General features: G+C 70.8%; 19 protein-coding genes. 11 read left to right on the top strand and 8 right to left on the bottom strand.

The features are described from left to right. The first annotated feature begins 32 nt into the window (after positions 1–32). Positions 33–1085: an aldo/keto reductase gene (locus tag ACFWCK_RS10500; RefSeq protein ID WP_233309645.1), complete on the top strand. Its 1053-nt coding sequence runs from the start codon at positions 33–35 to the stop codon at positions 1083–1085. An 85-nt stretch (positions 1086–1170) separates the two neighbouring features. Continuing rightward, on the top strand, positions 1171–1773 hold the full coding sequence (locus tag ACFWCK_RS10495) for a histidine phosphatase family protein (protein ID WP_233309647.1): 603 nt from the start codon (positions 1171–1173) through the stop codon (positions 1771–1773). A 157-nt stretch (positions 1774–1930) separates the two neighbouring features. Here ACFWCK_RS10495 and ACFWCK_RS10490 read toward each other — a convergent pair whose 3' ends face one another. Together ACFWCK_RS10490 and ACFWCK_RS10485 are read right to left on the bottom strand one after the other, a co-directional pair. Beyond that, complete coding sequence (locus tag ACFWCK_RS10490; RefSeq protein ID WP_378805757.1) at positions 1931–2365, bottom strand: pyrimidine dimer DNA glycosylase/endonuclease V; 435 nt, start codon at positions 2363–2365, stop codon at positions 1931–1933. Beyond that, complete coding sequence (locus ACFWCK_RS10485) at positions 2362–2838, bottom strand: GNAT family N-acetyltransferase (protein ID WP_378805756.1); 477 nt, start codon at positions 2836–2838, stop codon at positions 2362–2364. The genes ACFWCK_RS10490 and ACFWCK_RS10485 overlap by 4 nt, the downstream gene beginning before the upstream one ends. Positions 2839–2962: 124 nt before the next feature. Between ACFWCK_RS10485 and dapB the strand changes: the two genes are divergently transcribed. Together dapB and ACFWCK_RS10475 are read left to right on the top strand one after the other, a co-directional pair. Next, a complete protein-coding gene (dapB, locus tag ACFWCK_RS10480; protein WP_233309652.1) occupies positions 2963–3709 on the top strand; it encodes a 4-hydroxy-tetrahydrodipicolinate reductase in 747 nt (248 codons plus the stop codon). Continuing rightward, positions 3706–6861: an ATP-binding protein gene (locus tag ACFWCK_RS10475; RefSeq protein WP_378805755.1), complete on the top strand. Its 3156-nt coding sequence runs from the start codon at positions 3706–3708 to the stop codon at positions 6859–6861. Before dapB ends, ACFWCK_RS10475 begins: the two co-directional genes overlap by 4 nt. Positions 6862–6945: 84 nt before the next feature. On the opposite strand, the gene ACFWCK_RS10470 is transcribed toward ACFWCK_RS10475, so the two are convergent. Both ACFWCK_RS10470 and ACFWCK_RS10465 read right to left on the bottom strand, forming a co-directional pair. After that, a complete protein-coding gene (locus tag ACFWCK_RS10470; protein WP_378805754.1) occupies positions 6946–7776 on the bottom strand; it encodes an ABC transporter permease in 831 nt (276 codons plus the stop codon). Continuing rightward, positions 7773–8777, bottom strand: a complete 1005-nt coding sequence (locus ACFWCK_RS10465; RefSeq protein ID WP_378805753.1) for an ATP-binding cassette domain-containing protein — start codon at positions 8775–8777, stop codon at positions 7773–7775. The genes ACFWCK_RS10470 and ACFWCK_RS10465 overlap by 4 nt, the downstream gene beginning before the upstream one ends. A gap of 168 nt (positions 8778–8945) precedes the next feature. Here ACFWCK_RS10465 and ACFWCK_RS10460 point away from each other — a divergent pair, with 168 nt between their 5' ends. Further along, positions 8946–9380 (top strand): hypothetical protein, encoded by a 435-nt coding sequence (locus tag ACFWCK_RS10460; RefSeq protein WP_378805752.1) that lies wholly within the window; start codon positions 8946–8948, stop codon positions 9378–9380. Between the two features lie 74 nt (positions 9381–9454). Here ACFWCK_RS10460 and ACFWCK_RS10455 read toward each other — a convergent pair whose 3' ends face one another. The 3 genes from ACFWCK_RS10455 to ACFWCK_RS10445 form a co-directional block, all read right to left on the bottom strand. Continuing rightward, on the bottom strand, positions 9455–9880 hold the full coding sequence (locus ACFWCK_RS10455) for an OsmC family peroxiredoxin (protein WP_378805751.1): 426 nt from the start codon (positions 9878–9880) through the stop codon (positions 9455–9457). A 66-nt stretch (positions 9881–9946) separates the two neighbouring features. Continuing rightward, positions 9947–10498, bottom strand: a complete 552-nt coding sequence (locus tag ACFWCK_RS10450; protein WP_233309663.1) for a DUF4395 domain-containing protein — start codon at positions 10496–10498, stop codon at positions 9947–9949. Further along, positions 10495–10932 carry a thioredoxin family protein gene (locus ACFWCK_RS10445; RefSeq protein ID WP_378805750.1) on the bottom strand — a complete coding sequence of 146 codons (438 nt, stop codon included), beginning with the start codon at positions 10930–10932 and terminating at the stop codon, positions 10495–10497. Before ACFWCK_RS10445 ends, ACFWCK_RS10450 begins: the two co-directional genes overlap by 4 nt. Before the next feature lie 121 nt (positions 10933–11053). Here ACFWCK_RS10445 and ACFWCK_RS10440 point away from each other — a divergent pair, with 121 nt between their 5' ends. Genes ACFWCK_RS10440 through ACFWCK_RS10430 form a run of 3 tightly spaced genes read left to right on the top strand, consistent with a single transcriptional unit; the run spans position 11054 to position 13128 of the window. After that, entirely contained in the window at positions 11054–11863 is an 810-nt protein-coding gene (locus tag ACFWCK_RS10440; protein WP_233309667.1) for a thymidylate synthase, read from the top strand. Further along, positions 11860–12336, top strand: coding sequence for a dihydrofolate reductase (locus ACFWCK_RS10435; RefSeq protein WP_378805749.1), 477 nt, complete (start codon positions 11860–11862; stop codon positions 12334–12336). Before ACFWCK_RS10440 ends, ACFWCK_RS10435 begins: the two co-directional genes overlap by 4 nt. 30 nt (positions 12337–12366) lie before the next feature. After that, positions 12367–13128 (top strand): SDR family NAD(P)-dependent oxidoreductase, encoded by a 762-nt coding sequence (locus ACFWCK_RS10430; protein WP_378805748.1) that lies wholly within the window; start codon positions 12367–12369, stop codon positions 13126–13128. Positions 13129–13140: 12 nt separating this feature from the next. Here the strand turns inward: ACFWCK_RS10430 and ACFWCK_RS10425 are convergent, their stop codons facing one another. After that, entirely contained in the window at positions 13141–13680 is a 540-nt protein-coding gene (locus ACFWCK_RS10425; RefSeq protein WP_378805747.1) for an NUDIX domain-containing protein, read from the bottom strand. A 40-nt stretch (positions 13681–13720) separates the two neighbouring features. Between ACFWCK_RS10425 and ACFWCK_RS10420 the strand changes: the two genes are divergently transcribed. From ACFWCK_RS10420 to ACFWCK_RS10410, 3 genes are all read left to right on the top strand, one after another. Next, positions 13721–14143, top strand: a complete 423-nt coding sequence (locus ACFWCK_RS10420; protein ID WP_233309674.1) for an EF-Tu/IF-2/RF-3 family GTPase — start codon at positions 13721–13723, stop codon at positions 14141–14143. 28 nt (positions 14144–14171) lie between these two features. After that, complete coding sequence (gene dapA, locus ACFWCK_RS10415) at positions 14172–15149, top strand: 4-hydroxy-tetrahydrodipicolinate synthase (RefSeq protein ID WP_233309675.1); 978 nt, start codon at positions 14172–14174, stop codon at positions 15147–15149. A 129-nt stretch (positions 15150–15278) separates the two neighbouring features. Beyond that, entirely contained in the window at positions 15279–16955 is a 1677-nt protein-coding gene (locus ACFWCK_RS10410; protein ID WP_233309676.1) for a ribonuclease J, read from the top strand. Positions 16956–16985 lie beyond the last annotated feature (30 nt).

Genomic DNA, 16985 nt, shown 5'->3' with positions numbered 1-16985 from the left:
GAACGCAACGCAGCAGACACGGGGGTGATCGCATGCGTCTCTTCAGCGTCGGATCCGGAAACGGCTCCGCACTCGGCGGTGCCGCACCCGCGGTCACCAGCGCGCCCGCGGTGGTGACGCCGCACCCGTCGGCGCCGATCCCCGTGGTGGGACCCGGCATCGGGACCTGCCTGCGCGTTCCGCTCGCGGAGACCGGCATCCGCTCCTTCCCGCTCATCCTGGGCGGCGCCGAGTTCGGCTGGAACACCGACGCCGACACCGCGCTGCACATCCTCGACCGCTACGCCGAGTTCGGCGGCAACGCCGTGCACACGGCCGACAGCTTCGCCGCAGGGCGCAGCGAGCACATCATCGGCCGGTGGCTCGCCACGCGCGGCAACCGCGATGACATCGTGCTGAACGTGCGCGTCGGCGGTCACCCCGACAACCCGGGCATCGGTGCGGTGAACCTGGTCCGCGCCGCCGAGGCATCATTGACCCGCCTCGGCGTCGAGCGCATCGATGTGCTCTACCTCGACGGCACGGTCGACGACGGCAGTGCTCTCGAGGACACGCTGGCCACCGCGGAATGGCTCGTCGAGACCGGCAAGGTGCGGGCGCTCGGCGCCTTCGGCTTCACCGCGGAGCGTCTCGTCGAGGCGCGGATCCTGGCCTCGGCCGGCTACCCGCGCATCGAAGTGCTGGACGAGCCGTACAACCTGATGCGCCGCGCGGGCTTCGAGGGAGACCTCCGCCTCGTCGCCGCCGCACAGGGGCTGGCGGTCACCCCGTCGCACGCGCTCGAGCACGGGTTCCTGTCCGGCCGGCACCGCACCAAGCAGTCGCTGCAGGGGGTGCGCGGCATGCAGCTGCGCGGCAACATCAACCGCCGCGGCATCAAGGTGCTGCGCGCGCTGGACATCGCGGCCTCCGAGCTCCAGGTGCCCGTCGCCGCCGTCGCGATCGGCTGGCTGCTCGCGCAGCGCACGATCACGGCGCCGATCGTGAACGCGTTCGCCACCGAACAGGTCGACGAGCTGATGCAGGGCGCGGGCGTCGCCCTCGGCCGTGCGCAGTTGGCCGAGCTGACCCGAGCCGCGAGCTGACCCGATCCGGTGGGTGGCCGTGTCCGATCTGTGACATAGGCTGGAAGCACCCCGGCCACGGAGCCGGAGACGAGGCGAGCGGGTTGTGACGCATTACATCTATCTGGTCCGGCACGGCGAGCATCAGGACGCCGAGCACGGCCTCGCCGACGGCCCCCTCTCGCCGCGCGGACGTCGTCAGGCAGAGCTCATCGCCGATCGCCTGTCCGGTCTCCCGCTCGACGCGATCTGGCACTCCCCGCTGCTGCGCGCCGCGGAGACGGCCCGCGCGATCTCGGAGCGGATCCCGTCGGTCGAGGCCGAACCGTCCGCGCTGCTGTTCGACTGCGTGCCGACGGGAATGACGGACGACACCCCTGCAGCGTTCGAGCCGTTCTTCGGATCCATCACCGACGCGGAGATCGAGGCGGGGCGGGCTCAGATGGGCGACGCCGTGAACGAGTTCCTGGTGCGCAAGCCCGGCGACGTCCACGAGGTGCTGATCACGCACAACTTCGTGATCAGCTGGTTCGTGCGCGAGGTGCTGGAGGCGCCGGACTGGCGTTGGATGACCCTGAACCAGGCGAACTGCGGTCTCACCGTGATCTCGCAGAAGCAGGGCCGCCCGTGGAGCCTGCTCGCTCACAACGACCTGAGTCACCTGCCGATCGAGCTGCGCACCGGCCTGCCGGATCCGCTCCTGGTCTGACCCGGCCGCCGAGGCGAGCGTCGTCGCGCAACCTGGCGGATGTGACGATCTGCACACGGTGTCACGATCAGCACACGGGATCCCCGGATCCGTGTGCTGATCGTGACAACCTGTGCTGATCGTTGCAGTGCGAGTGCCCTGACCGGGGTGGGGGTCCTCAGCCGACTCGTTCCCAGTCCGCGATCGGGCCCGGCACCACGGTGAACAGCGGATGCGGTTCCGGGAGCGGGGTCGTCCGCCAGCGGTCCCAGAGGTCCGGGTTGCGCACCTCCAGCTTGCGCAGCAGGTGCCCCCACTCGTACTGGAGTTGACCGCGGGCGACGGGGATCCGCTCGACCGGACCGGTTCTGAGGATCTTCTCCCGCGCGAACCGGTATCCGCGGGAATCGGCCTCGTCGACGACCGCGGACAGATAGTCGCCGATCGCGGCGAGCGGATCCCGTGCGGCGCGGAAGCGCTGGAGCTGTGGATGGTGCGCGTAGCCGCGGCGCGTCGGATCCGCGATCACGGCCTGAGCGAGCAGCCCTTCGCGCCAGCACGCCGTCAGCGCCTGCCGGTCGTAGTAGCGCGGGTGAACCGACCACAATCTCATGCCTGCCGCAGCTCCTTGCGATACCAGCGTGTCGCGTTCGGGTTGGCGTTGTAGCGGGAGATCTCGGCGAAGCCGCTGTTGCGGTACAGGTGGCCTGCCGCCTCGAGCGTGTGGTGGGTGTCGAGGACGAGGACGCCGGCGTCGAAACCGCGAGCACGGTGCTCCAGCTCATCCAGCAGCAGCCGGCCCCAGCCTCGGCCCCGGGTCTCCGGGCGCAGGAACACGTGCTTGATCTCGAACACGTCGGTCTCGCCGCCGGGCATCGGGACACGGCGGATCCCGCCGCAGCCGACGATCTCGCCTTCCTCCTCGAGAAGCAGGAAGACGCCGTCCGGGGCCTGGAACGCGGCTGCCGTGGGATACGTGGGGGAGTAGGAGCCACCGGGGAACTCCGCCGCACGGAGCGTGAAGTAGTCGACGAGCACCGCATGGGCGTCGGCGTCCTCCGGGGAGGCGGTGCGGAACGTGGGCATGGTCCGACGGTAATCGATGCGGCCGGTCGGTGCCTCCGGACGCGTCGGCAATCCCGCGGAGCCCGCCGGGCCGAGGGCGTTGACCGGAGGCGCCCGCGTCTGGGCCGCTGAATAGACTGTGGACATGACGACGCGCGTGGCCCTGGTGGGCGCCTCCGGCAAGCTCGGCACCATCATCGGCGATGTGATCGCCCACCTCGATGGGTTCGAGATCGGCGCGGTGCTCGGGTCGAGGAGCACGATGGACGAGCTCGACGGCGCCGACCTCGTGGTCGACGCCACCACCCCGGCATCCAGCGTCGAGATCGTGCGCGCCGCGGCCGACCGCGGCATCAACCTCCTCGTCGCGACATCCGGGTGGTCCGCCGACCGCATCGCCCAGATCCGGCCGGCCATCGACGCCGCCGGGACCGGAGCGCTGTTCGTGCCCAACTTCTCGCTGGGATCCGTGCTGGGCACGGCCCTGGCCGCCCTCGCCGCCCCGTTCTTCGGATCCGTGGAGATCATCGAGGCGCACCAGCACACCAAGATCGACTCTCCCAGTGGCACGGCCGTGCGCACCGCAGAGCTCATCGCCGCCGCCCGTGCGGAGCGGGGTCCCGTGGACGCGCCGCACGTCGACCAGCGCGCCCGCGGCCAGCAGGTCGCCGGGGTCCCGGTGCACTCGCTGCGCCGTCCGGGCGTGATCGCGAAGCAGGAGGTCATCCTCTCCGGCCCGGGCGAGTCGCTGTCGATCGTGCACGACACCGTGCAGTCGGCGGCGGCGTACGCCCCGGGGATCCGTCTCGCGCTTCCCTACGCGAGAGATCTGCGCGGCGTGGTCGTGGGGCTGGAGAACGTCATCGATCTGGGGATCCGGCCGCGCGCATGACCGCGCGCATCGGCGTGCTCGGCCCGGTGCGGATCGCGGATCGCGACGCCGGAGGCACGCCCATGCGCGCGCTGCTGGCAGCGCTCGTCCTGGCGGGCAGCGGTACCACTCGATCCGTGCCCGCCCTGGCCGATGAGGTCTGGGGCGACGATCAGCCGCAGAACCCGAAGGCGGCCCTGCAGACGCTCGTCTCGCGGGCCAGGGCGCTGGCGGGATCCGACGCGATCACGAGCGCCCCGGGAGGCTACGCGCTCGGCACCGACGACACCGACCTGCACACCGCACGTCGTCTGCGTACCGAGGCGGAGATGCTGGACGACGGCGATCCCGACCGTATCCGTCTGCTGCGCGCGGCCATCGCCCTGTGGCGGGGCGAGCCCGGTGTGGACCTCGCGGGAGCTCCGATCGCCGAAGACCTCGCAGCGGAGGCGCAGGAACTGCACGCCGCGTTGCGAGGCTGTCTCGCCGCTGCGCTCGTCGCATCCGGGCAGACGGCGGAGGGCATCGGGATCCTCGAGGGGCTCGTGGCGTCGCACCCGCTCGACGAGCCCGCGCACGCGGCGCTGATGAGCGCTCTCGCCGAGGCCGGCCGAGCTCCGGAGGCGCTCGGCGTCTTCGCACGACTGCGCACGGTGCTCGCCGACGCCCTGGGCAGCTCACCCGGTCCCGCCCTCGTGGAGCTGAACGCACAGCTGCTGCGGGACCAGGACGAGGGGCCGCGAGTGCGGATCGGGGTGCAGGCTGCGCCGAACGAGCTCATCGGCCGCGACGAGGCGCTGACGGGAGCCCGCACGCTGCTGCGCACGGCGCGGCTGGTGACGATCATGGGCGCGGGCGGGCTGGGTAAGACCCGGCTCGCGCAGGCGCTGGCGGCGGAGTCCTCGGCGCCCGCGGTGGTCGTGGTCCCGCTCGCGGGCGTCCGCGCCGACGCGGGGGTGCCCCTGGCGATCGCCGCCGCCCTGGGGATCAGCGAGAACGTGCCCGGGGGCAGGCTCTCCGAACAGCGTCCGCGTCCCGACCTCGGCGCCCGCATCGTGGCGGTGCTCGGCGAGCGGGCGACGCTGCTGGTTCTGGACAACTGCGAGCAGGTGATCGACGGCGTCGCACGGTGGGCCGCGGATCTGCTGGCCGCGGTGCCGTCGCTGCGGATCCTCACCACGAGCCGTACGCCGCTCGCGATCGCCGCAGAGCGCGTGCTCGCGCTGGATCCGCTGGAGATCGAGGCGACGTACGAGGCTCCCGCCGTCCGCCTCTTCGTGGAACGCGCGCAGGTCGCGCGCCCGGGAGCGACGCTCGATCTCGAGGTCGTGGCGCGACTGTGCGGGCGCCTGGACGGGCTGCCGCTCGCGATCGAACTCGCAGCGGCGCGGGTACGCACGATGACGCCGGAGCAGATCGAACGTCGGCTGGAGAACCGCTTCGCGCTGCTGACCACCGGCGACCGTGCGGCACCCGAGCGCCATCGCACGCTGGAGGCGGTGATCGAGTGGAGCTGGGATCTGCTGTCCCCGGACGCCCGGCAGGCGCTCGCGCTGTTGTCGGTGCTCCCGGGCGGGTTCTCGGCGGAGACCGCCGATGCCGTGCTGTCCGCCCCTTCGGACGACGTCCTGGAGGGGCTCGTCTCGCAGTCGCTGTTGAACGTCGTCGAGACCGGCGACGGCACGGTGCGCTTCCGCATGCTGGAGACCGTGCGCGAGTTCGGGCACGACCGCCTGGCAGAGACCGGCGCAGAGGACGACGCGTGGGAGGCCGTGGTCGCCTGGGCGCTCGCTTTCGCCGCAGAGCACGGCGCCAGGGCCAGGGCGTTCCCGTCGGGGTTGACCGCGCAGGCGCACCTCGCGATCACACGCGAGCACGACAACCTCGTGCACGTGCTGCGACACCTGGTGACCGCGCATCGCGGTGCCGACGCCGTGCGCCTTTTCACGGTCCTCGGGCAGTCCTGGTTCATCCGCGGATCCTTCACCGAGTTCATCGGCTACGCCGGACCGATGATCGAGATCGTGGATGCCCTGCCGGCCGGAGACATCGAGCCGGATCTGCAGGTCATGGCGGTCGTGATGGCCTCGCTCGGCTGCATGATCAGCGGGGATCCTCTCGCCGCGCGCGGGCTCGCCTTCGTCACCCGCGCCGTGCGGGTCGCGGGTGACGCGCTGGCACCGTCCTGGCAGCTGCTGGCCGACGCGCTGCTCGCGGTGGGCCGGGGAGGGCCGATCGGGGCGGCGTCGGAGCTCGTGCACGGATCGGATCCTCGGGCGCTGCTGACGGCGGATGTGCTGCGCTCGCATCGCGCGGAGAACGACGGCGAGGCCGAGGTGGCGATGGAAGCCGCCCGCAGCGCCTGGCACCGGGCGCGCGATCTCGACGAGCGCTGGGCCGAAGGCATGGCCGCCGATCTCGCGGCGCAGCTGGCCGCGCAGTCGGCACGCCCCGCCGAGGCGATGACCTGGATCCAGCGAGCGACCGTCGTGTTCGAGGAGTTCGACGCGCAGGATCAGATGAACCACCAGGAATGGGTGCGCGGCGGCGCGCTGCTCTGCCTGGGCCGCGGCCGCGAGGCGCGGGCGCTGTTCACCCGGCTCATCGAGGAGGGCGGGCTCAGCCAGGACGGCGTGGAACTGGGATCGATCGGGCTGTACGGCCTCGCGGAGGCGGAGCTCCTGGACGGGAACCCGACGGAGGCGACCGAGGCGTTCGGCCGTGCGATGGGAGCATTCGCCGATCCCGTGCACCGCCGTTCACCCTGGTATCTGATGGCGCTGTCCGGATACGTCTCCGCGGCCGTACGCGAGCTCGACGTGCCGCAGTCGCAGCTCGCCGTGTGGGAGCGGCGCCTGCGCACCCGCACGATCGCCGCCTGCCGGCAGCGGCGGGAGGGCGTGGACCGGCCCGTGCTCGGCACGGCCCTGATCGGCTGGTCGGCCTGGGCTCTCCGGCAGCCCGAGCTGATCCCGCGCGGGACCGAGGCGATCGCGCTCGCCGAAGTGCTCGGCGGACGGCAGAACATGCCGAGCCTGAGCCTCGCGTCGCATTTCGCGGACGCGGAGCGGATCGCCGGATCCGAGGCCGTCGCGGCGGCGAGGACGGCCGCCGCTGCGCTGGATCCCGCTGAGCGCGTGGCTCGCGGCCTCGCCGTGCTGGGCTCGCGCTGAGCGCCCTCAGCGCGCCGGGCAGCGAGGCCCCGTCGAGCACGACGAAGGGCGCCCTCATGATGGAGGGCGCCCGTGTCGTGGAGCTCAGGCCTTGCGCATGTACGCCTTGACCGTGAGCGGGGCGAAGACGGCGACGATCACGGCCGCGCCGAGCAGTGACACCCAGGCATCGACTCCGAACGTGCCCGTGTTGGCCAGATCTCGCACGGCCGTCACCAGGTGCGAGACGGGGTTCACATTCACGAACCACTGCAGCCAGCCCGGCATCGTGTTCACCGGGACGAAGGCGTTCGAGAGGAACGTCAACGGGAAGAGGATGATCATCGAGATCCCCTGCACGCTCGATGCGGTGCGGGCGATGACGCCGGCGAAGGCGAAGATCCAGCTGATCGCCCACGCGCAGACGATCACGAGCACGGCCGCGGCGACCACCGCGCCGATCCCGCCCGCCGGGCGGTAGCCCATGACGAATCCCATCACGAACGTGAGCGTCGTCGCGATGCCGTAGCGGATCGTGTCGGCCAGCAGTGCTCCGGACAGCGGGGCGATGCGCGCGATGGGCAGGGAACGGAACCGATCGAACACGCCCTTGTCCATGTCCTCGCGCAGCTGCACGCCGGTCACGACCGAGGTCGTGATCACCGTCTGCACCAGGATGCCCGGGATGATCACGGGCAGGTAGTTCGTGACGTTGCCGGAGATCGCGCCGCCGAAGATGTAGGTGAACATCAGGGTGAACAGGATCGGCTGCACGGTCACGTCGAAGAGCTGCTCCGGCGTCCGACGGATCTTGATGAGGCCGCGGGCCGCCATGGTGATGGTGTTGCGCAGACTCAGGGACAGGCTCGCACGCGGGCTCAGCCGACGTTGCGCGGCGGGGACGATGCGTCCCGCCGTGGGGGTGAGAGTGCTCATGCGCGGACCTCCTGGATCTGTGCGGTGGTGGATTCGTCGGCGGACTCCTCGTCCGCCGGATGCCCGGTGATCGTGAGGAAGACCTCGTCGAGCGTCGGCTTCTGCACGCTCATCTCGGTGAGCCCGATCCCGGCCTCGCGGAACGTGATCAGCAGGTCGGCGATGCGATCCGGATCCGCCATCGGGGCGGTGATCCGGGAGGCCTCGGGGGACAGCACGCCACGGACGCCGAGGGTCTGCTCGATGGCCCGGAGCGCGTCGGCGGTGTCGGCGGTGTCGCGGAGGCGCAGGTGCAGCGAGGACGTGCCGACGGACGCCTTGAGGTCATCCGGGGTGCCCTCGGCGACGACCTTTCCACGGTCGATCACCGCGATCCGGTCGGCGAGCTGGTCGGCCTCATCGAGGTACTGGGTGGTGAGGAGCACCGTGGAACCGGTGTTCACGAGCTCGCGGATCGTGTCCCACATCTGCCCGCGGGTGCGGGGGTCGAGGCCCGTCGTGGGCTCGTCCAGGAAGATCAGCGGCGGCTGTGCGAGAAGGGAGGCGGCGAGGTCGAGGCGGCGCCGCATTCCGCCGGAGAAGTTCTTCAGCGGGCGCTTCGCCGCCTCGGACAGGCCGAAGCGCTCCAGCAGGTCTGCGGACTTGGCTCGTGCCTCGGCGCGGCTCAGACCCAGCAGCCGGGCGAAGATCATGAGGTTCTCGGTGGCGGACAGCGTCTCGTCGACCGAGGCGAACTGCCCGGTGACGCCGATGAGCTGCCGCACGATGTGCGGTTCGCGGACGACGTCGTGCCCGAACACGCGGCCGGTGCCGCCGTCCGGACGCAGCAGTGTCGCGAGCATGTTGATGGTCGTGGTCTTGCCGGCGCCGTTGGGGCCGAGGACGCCGTACACGGCGCCGGTGCGCACCTGCAGGTCGACGCCGTCGACCGCGCGGTTCGTTCCGAACACCTTCACGAGTCCGTCGGCCTCGAGGGCCCAGTCGGTGGTGGGATTCGTCATGCTCCGAGCATCCGCCGCCTCGCTTTCGCGGCACTGTCACGCCGCTGTCGTGCGCTTTCCCGCGCTGTCCGTCGCGCGCTCGGCTCGCGGCCGCGCCGGCGCGCGGCGAGTGACCGGAGCGACGTCGTACCCGCGGACGCGGCGCCTCCGCCGATCTAGGATGGAGGGATGGGATCCCGGATCGGCGTCGTGGTCATGGCCGCGCTTCTCGTGCTGTACATCGCGCTCGTCGGCTGGCGCGCGGTGGTGCTGCTCGGGTCCGGGCAGGCGCTCGGGATCACCATGGGGGTCGCCCTGCTCGTCATGCCGCTGATCGGAGCCTGGGCGCTCGTACGAGAGCTGCAGTTCGGCCTCGCTGCCGACCGCCTGGGTCGCACGCTGAACGACGAGGGCGGGATGCCCGAGGCGCCGGAGCGCCTGCGCTCGAACGGGCGGCTGCTGCCCGACGATGCCGCGCGGCTCGTGTCGGAGTACGGCTCCGCGGCCGCCGAGGAGCCGGGGGACTGGCGCGCACAGTACCGGCTGGGTGTGGTGCACGACGCGGCAGGGCACCGCAAGGACGCTCGTGCCGCGATCCGCGCCGCGATCCGCCTGGCCAAGTAGCCTTCCGCGCGCATCGCGCACGACAACGGCCGCATCCCCTGGGGGACGCGGCCGTTCCGATGAGGCGACGAGGGTCAGGCCAGGGTCGCCTCGAGCGTGATCTCGATGCCGGACAGTGCGGCGGACACCGGGCAGCCGACCTTGGCCTCCTGCGCGAGGCGCTGGAAGGTCTCCGCGTCGAGGCCGGGCACGGAGGCGTTCACATTGAGGTGGCTGCCGGTGATGCCGACGCCGGGCTTGAACGTCACCGACGCGGTGGTGTTCACACGCTCGGCGGGGGTGCCGTTGCCGGCGAGCGCGTGCGAGAGCGCCATGCTGAAGCATGAGGAGTGCGCCGCGGCGATGAGCTCCTCGGGCGTGGTGGTCGTGTCGGATCCCTCCGACCGCGCCTTCCAGTTCAGCGGGAACGTGCCCAGGTGCGAAGAGGAGAAGGAGACGGATCCCTCGCCTTCGATGAGACTTCCGGTCCAGGTGGCAGCGGCTTCGCTCGTGACGGACATGGGTCCTCCGATCGGGGTGGGTGAGGGTGCCAGCCTATCGATCGCCCCGGGCCGGATCCGCAGTTCTCAGGGAAGTCGCGGCGCCCGACCCAGGATTCCGGCGCGCTGCAGCAGCAGATAGAGCTGGCAGCCCAGGCACAATCCGAACGCGGCGTTGAGGAAGGCGGCGACGAACGCCATCGCCGTGGCGATCGGCAGCGCCCAGGGCACGCCGATCAGATGGAGCAGCAGGCCGATCACGACGACGAACAGACCGACACCCTGCGCGAACCGCGGCGGACGCGGATCCTCCAGCTCGCTCGGCGGGTCGAGGCGCGGACGCACGAGGGTGCGGAACAGCACGCCCCACGGCTGCGTGCGCGGGGAGAGCACGCCCCACAGGAACAGGGCGGCGATCACCAGGGTGAGCAGGAACGCGGGCTGGGTCGCGCGGTAGGCGAGCACGGATCCTGGCGTGAAGGTGCTCGCGAGCGGCTGATAGGCGAACCAGCCGAACTGAGCGGTCGCCGGCTGTGAAGCCTCGACCAGCCCCAGCACGGTGGCGATGAGCAGCAGCGCGGACGTGATCCACGCGGCGAAACGAGGACCGCGCGGGTCGATGCCGGCGGGAGCGGTCATGCGGTGGCCTCCTGGACGTGGTCGGCCCCGTCGAGGGCCGAGAGCACGGCGGCCCGGGTGGGCACGCCGGTGAAGCGGGAGCGGATCCGGCCGTCCGGACCGACGAGCAGCGTCGTCGGGGTCGACAGCACCTTGTACCGTGCCGCGAGGTCGGCGCGCGAGGTGAGATCCACCTCGGCATGCACCACGCCCGCGCGTTCGGCGGCGACGGATCCGAGCATCCGTCGCACCTGCGGGCAGCGCGCGCAGAACTCGGTGCTGAACTGCACCAGCGTCGCCTGCGCCCCGAGGGGGTGCATCAGGTCGGCGGGATCCACGTGCCGATCGCCGTGCACGGTCACCGCGCGGCCGTCCCGCCGTCGCAGCAGCACGCCCGCGAGCAGCGTCGCCGCGAGCAGTGCGGCGACCACGACGAGCGCGATCGGCAGGGACATGGTCCGAGGCTACGTCCGCCGAGCGGCGCACGGGCGGATATGACGGTTCGAGTCAGCGGGCTCCCGGTCTCCGAGCCGGCGGGCGGCCCGCAGGGCGGCGGGCGCCGGTACGCTGAAAGCCATGAGCGCCGCGATCCCCACGCCGTACGAAGACCTGCTCCGCGATGTGCTCGCGACCGGCACGCACAAGGACGATCGCACGGGCACGGGCACGACCAGCGTGTTCGGCCGGCAGATCCGCTTCGACCTGTCGCAGGGCTTCCCGCTCATCACGACCAAGCGCGTGCACTTCAAGTCGATCGCCTACGAGCTGCTGTGGTTCCTGCGCGGCGACTCGAACGTGCGCTGGCTGCAGGAGAACGGCGTCACCATCTGGGACGAGTGGGCGGACGCCGACGGCGATCTCGGCCCGGTCTACGGCGTGCAGTGGCGCTCCTGGCCCACGCCGGACGGGGGCCACATCGACCAGCTGCAGCAGGTGATCGATCAGATCCGGAATTCGCCGGACTCCCGCCGCATCATCGTGTCTGCGTGGAACCCGGCCGACATTCCGGACATGGCGCTCGCGCCCTGCCACGCGCTGTTCCAGTTCTACGTCGCGGACGGCAAGCTGTCCTGCCAGCTCTACCAGCGCAGCGCCGACCTGTTCCTCGGGGTGCCGTTCAACATCGCCTCGTATGCGCTGCTCACGCTCATGGTGGCGCAGCAGACCGGCCTCGAGCCGGGCGACTTCGTGTGGACCGGTGGTGACTGCCACATCTACGACAACCACGTCGCGCAGGTGCGGGAGCAGCTCACCCGCGAGCCGTACCCGTACCCCACCCTGCGGATCACGCGGAAGCCGGAGTCGATCTTCGACTACGAGTTCGACGACTTCGTGGTCGAGGACTATCAGCACCACCCGGCGATCCGGGCGGCGGTCGCGGTATGACCCGGATCGGACTGATCTGGGCCGAGGCGCAGGGCGGAGTGATCGGCGCGGGCGGAACGATGCCGTGGCACGTGCCGGAGGATCTCGCGCACTTCAAGGAGATCACCCTGGGCGCGCCCGTGGTGATGGGGCGGCGCACCTGGGAGTCGCTGCCCGAGCGGTTCCGCCCGCTGCCCGGCCGCGAGAACATCGTGATCACGCGACAAGCTGATTGGGCCGCCGACGGTGCGCGCAGAGCGGGGTCGATCGCCGATGCGCTCGCCGGGCTCGACGAGGCCTGGGTGATCGGGGGCGGGGAGATCTTCCGCGAGGTGATCGGCGATGCCGACCGCCTGGAGGTGACCGAGCTCGACCTGGACGTGCCCGGAGACGCCTTCGGCCCTTCGCGCGACGGTTTCCGCGTGGTCTCCGAAGGCGAGTGGCAGACCAGCAGGACCGGGATCCGCTACCGCTTCCTCGGCTACCAGCGCTGACCACGACGCGCACTCGACGAGAGGATCCCCATGCCCACCGCTCTCATCACGGGTGCCAGCGCCGGAATCGGCGCGGAGTTCGCCCGCCAGCTCGCCGACCGCGGTGCCGACCTGGTGCTGGTCGCCCGTTCGGAGGAGGCGCTGCAGGCGCTCGCCGCGGATCTCCGCTCGCGGCACGGCATCGCGGTCGAGGTGCTCGTCGCCGACCTCGCGGTGGACCAGGACGTGGACCGCGTCGCGCGACGGGTCGCCGACGCCGACCGCCCGATCGACATGCTCGTGAACAACGCCGGCTTCGGTCTTCCGCTCCATTTCGCGGACAACGACGTCGCGGATGAGGTGCGCCATCTGCGGGTGCTCGTCGAGGCGCCGATGCGGCTCATGCACGCCGCGCTCGGGTTGATGCGCGGTCGCGGGGGGCGGATCATCAACGTCGCCTCGTCGGCGGGCTTCATCTCCCGGTCGACCTACTCGGCCTGCAAGGCGTGGATCATCGGATTCAGCCGCTGGGCGAACGACGAATACGCGAACGACGGAGTCACGGTCACCGCGCTCTGCCCGGGATTCGTGCACACCACCTTCCATGCTCGGATGGGGCTCGCCGCCGGTGAGGAGGGCGTGCCGTCGTTCATGTGGCTGGATGCGCCCTTCGTCGTGCGCCAGGGCCTTCGCGCCGCCGCCCGCGGCAGATCCGTGGTGATCCCGTCACTGCGCTACAAGGCGATGATCGCGGTTTCGCGGCTGGTTCCGCGCTCGCTCAGCACGCGCATCGCCCGTCGCGGCCGCATGTGAGCCTGCCCCGGCTCAGACGAACCGACCCAGCCGAATGCCGGCGTACGCCAGGGCGGCGACGGTCTCGCCGTCGGTGATCCGCCCGTCGGCGACCATCCCGAGTGCGTCGGCGAAGGGCACCCACGCGATCTCGTCGATGCCCTCCTCGGCTTGCGTGTGCGCGCTGTCGCCGGTCTGGCGCAGCCCGCGGGCGAGGAACACGTGCTCAGGAGCGACGGTCACGCCGTTGAGTGCGTTCATCGTGCCGATCGGAGTCCACTCGTCCGCCTCGAGCCCGGTCTCCTCACGCAGCTCGCGGCGTGCGGCGACCAGCGGATCCTCCCCGTCCGTGCCGCCGGCCGGCACCTCGACCGAACGCCCGGTGGTGTACCGGTCGATCGTGACCAGGCACACCCGATCCTGCTCGTCGAGAGCCACGACGAACACCGCCGCGTTCTTCAGAGTGAGCACGCCGTAGATCCCGTCACCGGCCGGGCCGGAGATCCGGTCCTCGCGCACCGAGATCCAGCGGTTGTCGTAGACGATGCGCGATTCCCGCGTCTGCCAGGCCATATTCGCGAGCCTAATCGCCGGTCCCCGTAGGCTCGAGGCCATGGGCTGGTTCGGTAAGAAGAAGGATCCGCTGGACGCGAACGAGATGCTCCGGCAGTACAACGCTCAGGAAGCCGCGCGTCTCGCCGCCGCGGGAATCGCGCCGAGCACGGGCATCACCTCGGCCGCGCAGCCGGTCGCGAGCGGTATCGGCGTCGCCGAGTTCGCCGTCGAGGACGTCTTCACGATCACCGGGCGCGGCCAGGTCGCCACGGGGAAGACCGCGACGGGCACGATGCGCGTCGGGGACCGGGTGGCGGTGCTCCGGGGCGCGACCGAGATCGGCGTCAGCACCGTCACGGGCATCGAGATGTTCCGCAGGAAAGCGACCGAGGCGCCGGCCGGCTCCATGGCCGGCCTGCTGCTCAAGCCCCGTGTCGATCTGGCCCGTGGCGACGTCATCAGGGTCACCGCGACCGCGTGAGCGTCGCGCGAACCATTACGCTGGACGCATGACGCATACGGGCAATCCCTTCGGACAGGTGCTCGTCGCCCTCATCACTCCGATGACGGCCGACGGCGAGGTCGACTGGCCCTCCGTCGAGAAGCACATGGATCGCGTCATCTCGGACGGCGCCGACGGCATCGTCGTCACCGGGACGACGGGGGAGACCTCGACGCTCACCGACGCCGAGAAGCTGCGCCTCGTCGAGGTCGGCAAGGACGTCGCCGCGGGGCGCGCCAAGATCATCACCGGTGGCGGATCCAACGAGACCGCGCACGCGATCGAGCTCTACAAGGCCAGCGAGAAGGCCGGCGCCGACGGCATCATGATCGTCACGCCGTACTACAACAAGCCCACCCAGGCCGGCATCCTCACGCATTTCCGCCTCGTCGCGGACGCCACCGACCTCCCGGTGATCCTCTACGACATCCCCGGTCGCACCGGTGTGCCGATCAAGTACGAGACGATCCTGCGCCTCGCCAAGCACCCCAACATCCTCGCCGTGAAGGATGCCAAGGGCGACTTCTCCGAGGTCAGCCGGGTGCTCAACCAGACCGACCTGATGTATTTCTCCGGCGACGACTCGAACGTGCTCCCGCACCTCTCGATCGGCGCCACCGGCCTCATCGGCGTCACTGCGAACATCACCTCGGCGCCGTACCGGGCGATCGTCGATGCGGTGAACCGGGGCGACCTCGCCGCGGCGACCGCCGAGCACCAGCGCCTGGAGCCGCTCGTCCGCGCCGCGATGACGCACGTGCCGGGCACCGTGTCGGCGAAGTACATCCTGCACGGCCTCGGCCGCATCACGAGCCCCCGCGTCCGCCTGCCCCTGGTGGGGCCGGAGGAGTGGGAGGCCGCCCTCATCGAGGACGAGCTCGCGCTCGTCAAGGACATCCCGGGCGCGGACTTCTCCGACTTCCGCCCCGATCGCAATGCCGCCGCCGGCGGCGCCCTCCCCAAGGTGCACGGCACGACCCGTTGAGGGCCTGACCGATGAGCATCGGACCGGAACGGGACGGATCAGCGCGAAACGCGCGGACGGATCCCACCCGGCCCGGCAGGGGAACCACGAACATCGGGCGCGCAGCGCGCCCCGCCTAGGAGGCACCACATGACCATTCCCCTCGCCGAGCCCGAAGCGCTCGCTCCCGGCACTCTTCGCGTCACGCCCCTGGGCGGACTCGGGGAGGTCGGCCGCAACATGACGGTCTTCGAATACGACGGCAAGCTGCTCGTCGTCGACTGCGGCGTGCTGTTCCCGGAAGAGCACCAGCCCGGCGTCGACCTGATCCTGCCCGACTTCGAGCCCATCAAGGACCGGCTCGACGACATCGTCGGCGTCGTGCTCACGCACGGCCATGAGGACCACATCGGCGCCGTCCCGTACCTGCTGCGACTCAAGGGCGACATCCCGCTGATCGGATCCGGACTGACCCTGGCGCTCGTCGAGGCCAAGCTCAAGGAGCACCGGATCAAGCCCTTCACGCTCACGGTGAAGGAGGGCCAGCGCGAGAAGGTCGGCCCGTTCGACCTCGAGTTCGTGGCCGTGAACCACTCGATCCCCGACGCGCTCGCCGTGGCGATCCGCACGCCCGCGGGCATGGTCCTCGCGACCGGCGACTTCAAGATGGACCAGCTGCCGCTGGACGGGCGCATCACCGATCTGCGCGCGTTCTCGCGCCTCGGTGAGGAGGGCGTGGACCTGTTCCTCGTCGACTCCACCAACGCCGACGTGCCCGGCTTCACGCCCACCGAGCGCTCGATCGGGCCGGTGCTCGACCAGGTCATCGGCAAGGCGCCGCGCCGCGTCATCGTCGCGAGCTTCTCCAGCCACGTGCACCGGGTTCAGCAGGTCATCGACGCCGCGCACGCGCATGGGCGCCGAGTGGCGTTCCTCGGACGTTCGATGGTGCGCAACATGACGATCGCGGAGCAGCTCGGCTACCTCAAGGTGCCCGACGGCGTGCTGATCGACTACAAGAAGGCGCGCGACCTCCCCGAGGACAAGATCGTCTACATGTCCACCGGATCCCAGGGTGAGCCGATGGCCGTGCTGAGCCGCATGGCGAACCTCGACCACGCGATCGAGCCCGGACCGGGCGACACCGTGATCCTGGCGTCGAGCCTCATCCCGGGCAACGAGAACGCCGTGTACCGCGTCATCGACGGGCTCACCAAGCTCGGCGCGAACGTCGTGCACAAGGCGAACGCCCGGGTGCACGTCTCGGGACACGCGGCGGCCGGCGAGCTGCTGTACTGCTACAACATCCTGAAGCCGAAGAACGTCCTCCCCGTCCATGGCGAGTACCGCCACCTGATGGCGAACGCGAAGCTCGCACAGGACACCGGGATCCCCGAGGAACGCACGATCCTGGGCTCCAACGGCACCGTGATCGATCTGAAGGACGGTGTCGCCCGTGTGGCGGGACAGCTCGACATCGGATTCGTCTACGTCGACGGCTCGACGGTCGGCGAGATCACCGACGCGGACCTGAAGGACAGGCGCATCCTCGGCGAGGAGGGCTTCGTGTCCGTCATCGTCGTGGTCGACTCCACGACGGGGCGCATCATCTCGGGGCCGGAGATCCACGCCCGAGGCGTCGCGGAGGACGACTCCGTCTTCGACGACGTGGCACCGAAGATCATCGCCGCTCTCAAGGAAGCCGCCGGCAACGGCGTGCGCGACAACCACGCGCTGTCGCAGATCGTGCGCCGCACGATCGGCCGCTGGGTGAACCAGAAGCTGCGCCGCCGCCCGATGATCGTGCCGCTCGTCATCGAGGCGTGATCTAGCCTCGCCGACGGCCGTTCCAAGGCC

Origin of the sequence: Microbacterium sp. NPDC060117, from assembly GCF_042729315.1 — a bacterium.
Taxonomy (GTDB): domain Bacteria; phylum Actinomycetota; class Actinomycetes; order Actinomycetales; family Microbacteriaceae; genus Microbacterium.
Note: the sequence above shows the minus strand (reverse complement) of the source record. Positions and strands in the feature narration are given on the sequence as shown.

Excerpts from the sequence above, each read along its gene's own strand:
- ACFWCK_RS10490 (WP_378805757.1), bottom strand. The coding sequence starts at position 2,365 with ATGAGATTGTGGTCGGTTCACCCGCGCTACTACGACCGGCAGGCGCTG.
- ACFWCK_RS10440 (WP_233309667.1), top strand. The coding sequence starts at position 11,054 with ATGAGCGCCGCGATCCCCACGCCGTACGAAGACCTGCTCCGCGATGTG.
- ACFWCK_RS10445 (WP_378805750.1), bottom strand. The coding sequence starts at position 10,932 with ATGTCCCTGCCGATCGCGCTCGTCGTGGTCGCCGCACTGCTCGCGGCG.
- ACFWCK_RS10410 (WP_233309676.1), top strand. The coding sequence starts at position 15,279 with ATGACCATTCCCCTCGCCGAGCCCGAAGCGCTCGCTCCCGGCACTCTT.
- ACFWCK_RS10485 (WP_378805756.1), bottom strand. The coding sequence starts at position 2,838 with ATGCCCACGTTCCGCACCGCCTCCCCGGAGGACGCCGACGCCCATGCG.
- ACFWCK_RS10435 (WP_378805749.1), top strand. The coding sequence starts at position 11,860 with ATGACCCGGATCGGACTGATCTGGGCCGAGGCGCAGGGCGGAGTGATC.
- ACFWCK_RS10460 (WP_378805752.1), top strand. The coding sequence starts at position 8,946 with ATGGGATCCCGGATCGGCGTCGTGGTCATGGCCGCGCTTCTCGTGCTG.
- ACFWCK_RS10425 (WP_378805747.1), bottom strand. The coding sequence starts at position 13,680 with ATGGCCTGGCAGACGCGGGAATCGCGCATCGTCTACGACAACCGCTGG.
- ACFWCK_RS10455 (WP_378805751.1), bottom strand. The coding sequence starts at position 9,880 with ATGTCCGTCACGAGCGAAGCCGCTGCCACCTGGACCGGAAGTCTCATC.
- ACFWCK_RS10465 (WP_378805753.1), bottom strand. The coding sequence starts at position 8,777 with ATGACGAATCCCACCACCGACTGGGCCCTCGAGGCCGACGGACTCGTG.
- ACFWCK_RS10430 (WP_378805748.1), top strand. The coding sequence starts at position 12,367 with ATGCCCACCGCTCTCATCACGGGTGCCAGCGCCGGAATCGGCGCGGAG.
- dapB (WP_233309652.1), top strand. The coding sequence starts at position 2,963 with ATGACGACGCGCGTGGCCCTGGTGGGCGCCTCCGGCAAGCTCGGCACC.
- ACFWCK_RS10450 (WP_233309663.1), bottom strand. The coding sequence starts at position 10,498 with ATGACCGCTCCCGCCGGCATCGACCCGCGCGGTCCTCGTTTCGCCGCG.
- dapA (WP_233309675.1), top strand. The coding sequence starts at position 14,172 with ATGACGCATACGGGCAATCCCTTCGGACAGGTGCTCGTCGCCCTCATC.
- ACFWCK_RS10420 (WP_233309674.1), top strand. The coding sequence starts at position 13,721 with ATGGGCTGGTTCGGTAAGAAGAAGGATCCGCTGGACGCGAACGAGATG.
- ACFWCK_RS10470 (WP_378805754.1), bottom strand. The coding sequence starts at position 7,776 with ATGAGCACTCTCACCCCCACGGCGGGACGCATCGTCCCCGCCGCGCAA.
- ACFWCK_RS10500 (WP_233309645.1), top strand. The coding sequence starts at position 33 with ATGCGTCTCTTCAGCGTCGGATCCGGAAACGGCTCCGCACTCGGCGGT.
- ACFWCK_RS10475 (WP_378805755.1), top strand. The coding sequence starts at position 3,706 with ATGACCGCGCGCATCGGCGTGCTCGGCCCGGTGCGGATCGCGGATCGC.